General features: G+C 36.8%; 2 protein-coding genes and 1 other annotated feature. Of the genes, one reads left to right on the top strand and one right to left on the bottom strand.

Annotation, left to right across the window (positions count from 1 at the left end; all coding sequences use genetic code 11):
- Positions 1-129: 129 nt before the first annotated feature.
- A complete protein-coding gene (proS, locus tag ABDZ84_RS21205) occupies positions 130-1,569 on the bottom strand; it encodes a proline--tRNA ligase (protein ID WP_121604504.1) in 1,440 nt (479 codons plus the stop codon).
- Between the two features lie 75 nt (positions 1,570-1,644).
- Positions 1,645-1,868, bottom strand: a binding site (T-box leader).
- Positions 1,869-2,063: 195 nt separating this feature from the next.
- Between proS and ABDZ84_RS21200 the strand changes: the two genes are divergently transcribed.
- Entirely contained in the window at positions 2,064-4,076 is a 2,013-nt protein-coding gene (locus tag ABDZ84_RS21200; RefSeq protein ID WP_343782905.1) for an ABC transporter permease subunit, read from the top strand.
- Positions 4,077-4,322: the final 246 nt, after the last annotated feature.

The following is a 4,322-nucleotide window of genomic DNA, read 5'->3' as shown; positions in this document are numbered from 1 at the left end:
ACATCAAACATTTCAAAATAACTACTTGGCTTAACGCAGTCATTGCACTGATTTTATACTTTCTTATCTTACAAAAAAGAGCGCAAAGTTGCGCCCTTGTGATAAAAACTTATGTTTTAACGCTTATCATTAATAAGCTTTTGCCCAATAAACTAATTCTTTTGCTGCTTTTCCACAACATACACATGTATCAGAAACTTGTTCTTGTTCAAAAGGAATACAGCGAGAAGTTGCAAGTGTATCCTCTTTGATTTTCTCTTCACATGCTTGATCGCCACACCACATTGCTTTGATAAACCCAGGGTTATCGTTCAATGTTTTTGCGAACTCTTCCATATTTGTCACTACTGTTGTTTTTTCATCTCGATGTTTCTTGGCATTATTATATAAATGAAGCTGAATTTCCTCTAATAATGCAGGTAATCGCTGTTCAAGCTCAGATAATGAAACAAATTCTTTTTCTCCTGTGTCACGACGTACAAGAACTACCTGCTCTTTTTCAATATCCTTAGGCCCCATTTCAATTCGTACCGGAATACCCTTCATTTCATATTCATTAAATTTCCAGCCAGGCATTTTATCACTACCGTCAATCTCAACACGTATCAAATTTTTCAATTGATCTCGAAGATTATACGCTTTATCTAGTACTCCTTCTTTATGTTGAGCAATTGGAACGATCATTGCTTGCGTAGGCGCAATACGTGGTGGGATCACCAAACCACGATTATCACCATGCACCATAATTAATGCTCCCATAATTCTTGTTGAAAGCCCCCATGAAGTTTGATGAACAAATTGGCTTTCCCCATTTTCATCAAGATAGGTAATATCAAAGGCTTCAGCGAAACCAGAGCCGAAATGATGTGATGTCCCAGATTGTAAAGCTTTACCGTCATGCATCATGCTTTCGATCGTTAATGTATATTTTGCGCCTGCAAATTTTTCTTTGTCTGTCTTTTTCCCACGCAGTACAGGGATCGCTAAATAGTTCTCTACTACATCTGCATAAATGCCTAGCATTTGGTTTGTTTCTTTAGCAGCATCTTCATCTGTCGCATGTGCAGTATGACCTTCCTGCCAATGAAATTCCGACGAACGTAAAAATGGTCGTGTTGTCTTTTCCCAACGCACCACATTTCCCCATTGATTATATAGTTTGGGTAAATCGCGATAGGAATGGATATTTTTTGAGTAATAATCACAGAATAGCACTTCGGAGGTTGGGCGGACCGCCAAACGCTCTGCTAATTCTTCTTCTCCGCCATGCGTAACCCAAGCTACTTCTGGTGCAAAGCCTTCAACATGGTCCTTTTCCTTCTGAAGTAAGCTTTCCGGAATAAATAATGGGAAAGCAACATTTGTATGACCTGTCTCTTTTAATTTTTTATCTAGCTCATTTTTTACGTTTTCCCAGATAGCATAACCATATGGTTTAATAATCATCGTTCCTCGTACTTGACCATAATCCACTAGCTCTGCTTGCTTAACAACATCAGTATACCACTGGGCAAAATCGTCCTCCATTGCAGTGATTTTTTCCACAAACTGCTTATTTTTCTTTCCCAAAGCAAACACCTCATTATATAAGTTAATTATTTATATTCAAATACCTATTTTAAAACACAAAAAATCCTCCATCCAATAAGGGACCGAGGTTGGTGGTACCACCCTTGTTTACAATAGGAACTATTGCACACTCTGCATTGATAACGGGACTTACCCGCGTACACCTTACAGTGTGATACACACTCTCCGGTGACGAACTCAGGAGCAGGTTCTAATCTTTGTCTTTAGAAATTTGCAGCAACCATTTCCTCTCTAAAAAAGACAACCTAGATTATACTATTCTCCATCCTTGCTTCAAATATGTAACTTTACTATATAGTTTGCAGTTCATAAAGTCAAGAGAGAGATGATTAGAGCGTGAGCCATTCTATATTCATTTTCCCTTCTAGTAGGGAATAGCTCAACGCTTTACAAGCTGAATTTTTCGACCTATACTTAACATATCATCATAATTGTTAAAATACTTACCATTTTCTGAAGAGATGTGTTTTATTGTGAAAGTAGTCATAAAAGTAACGTTATTTTATCTTCTCGGTATTATAGGAATACTTTGCATTAGTGTGTTTCCACAGTTTTTTGCTAAAGGGGATATTACTAATATCATTCTCTATTTCCATGATCTATGGAAGTTCCTTGGCAATTTTATTCAACCAGGGTCATGGACTTATCAAATAGAAGGTTCCATAGGCGAATTTCCCATTTTTAAGACGTTATGGGTCCCATTTACATACTCCATGAGTATTTTGTTTAGTGCTATATGTATCGCTTTTGCGATCGCATTTATACTTGCCTTCTTTGTCAACTCCCTACCAAAACAGGTTGTACAGGGTATTAAGCAGTTTCTCGAATTTCTAGAAACGATCCCTGATCTTGTTTTCGTCGTCCTGTTACAAATGCTAGTTATTTATATATATAACAAGACTGGTGTCTCACTTTTTACATTAGGCTCCTACATGGACGACCGTGCCTACGCTGGACCAATTATAACCTTGTCTATCTTACCGATGATCTTTCTTTTCAAAATTCTACTATTTTTAATTGAGGAAGAGTTTTCAAAGGACTATGTACGGTTTTTAAAAAGTAAAGGGCTGTCCAAAACCGTTATACTAATTCGTCATGTGTTTAGAAACATCCTACCAAGTGCTTTTCACCAATCCAAGCTAATTATTTGGGCAACACTCTCGAGTCAGTTTATCATTGAGAGAATATTTAATGTGAATGGGCTTACCTTTTACATTATCGAAAGCTTTTCACCAATGACCATAGCTGTGTCACTTATCCTGCTATTTACACCTTTTTTTATTACCTTTCAGCTAATTGACCTTTGGGTTGATGAAGCAACGACATTTGAATCGCATGACTTAGCAAAAATACCTTCCTTTCAGCCAATTAGCTGTGTAATGAAACATATAAAGATAATCCATTGGAAAAAGCTGCTACCTCGAATTCCAATAGCTTCACTAAGGAGGCAACTAAAAAACTATAAATTTGCAATAGGGTGCCTGTTCTTTATTCTAACCATTGGTGGTAGTATTGGCTATTCCATTATTACGGATAATCATGTTGATCAGGCAAACATATTTTACGAGGAAGATGGTACTACAATAAAAAGTACTCCACCACATCCACCTGGTCATCCGTTTTTATTGGGTTCTGATAAAGAGGGATTTGATTTGCTGGATCAGTTAATTATTGGAGCAAAATATACACTAGTTTTTGGCTTTTTAATTGCTTTTCTTCGAGTTGCTATCGGTTTATGTGGTGGAATTTTGTTTGCTTTTTCAATAAGTAAACGTAAACAAAGCTGGTTATCTAAAATAGTAGATTCTATTCACTTTCTACCACTTACATTAATTGCTTATATTTTGTTGAAACCCATTCTTCAATTAGGGTGGGAAATGGAGCCATCCTACACGATTTCTGAACGCATTCTTATCGAAATCATTATTTTGACCGTTCTAGTTATTCCATTAACAACGGTGCTGATAGGGAAAGATATAACTAACATACTCCAGCAAGAATTTATTACGAGTGCGAGTGTTCTTGGTGGAAGCAGATTCCATATATTGCGACATCACGTGATGCCACATCTATTTCCTAAACTTACGATTCTATTTGGGCAACAATTTATTCAAGTCTTATTTATTTTTATCCACTTAGGTATGTTGGATCTATTTTTTGGCGGGACAATTATGGGCTCGGCAATGTTCAATGAGCCTCCTAAATCACTTACGAACGAGTGGTCTGGAGTAATTGGGAATACTATACATTCATTTAAAAGTGGACAATATTGGCTTATTCTCTTTCCTCTACTTGCCTTTATGTTAAGCATCTTTGCTATGCAACTAATCATTAATGGTATTAAGGAAGTTCAACAGGCTAAAATCGGGGTTACTGCTAAAAAATACAAAAGTAAACGTACCATAAACCATAAGGAAAATACGGAGAATATGTTTGCTCCAACGTCAAATCGTTTCCAGCTCGTTCACGATAAAAAAGCTCGATAGCGTTCAAACATATATTCTTACAGCTATAAAATGATACGAGGACAAACGTATGTTGCAAAGAAAAAACGCACAGCTAGAAATAATTGTGCGTGTAAGTAGCTCTGGAAATATACTTCGCTTCCCACTGGTAAGGTGTCTGATGAGTCCTATCGATGCTTTTTCATCTAAGAAGCAGGATTAGAAAACCTGAGCAAAATTCGCTCAGTCCTTATCACTAAATGCTCAGATTTACGCTTCCTCTAGTAG

This window comes from Virgibacillus salarius (assembly GCF_039521925.1).
Taxonomy (GTDB): domain Bacteria; phylum Bacillota; class Bacilli; order Bacillales; family Amphibacillaceae; genus Virgibacillus; species Virgibacillus salarius.
The sequence above is the reverse complement of the archived record's forward strand: the minus strand, read 5'-3'. Positions and strand labels throughout refer to the sequence as shown.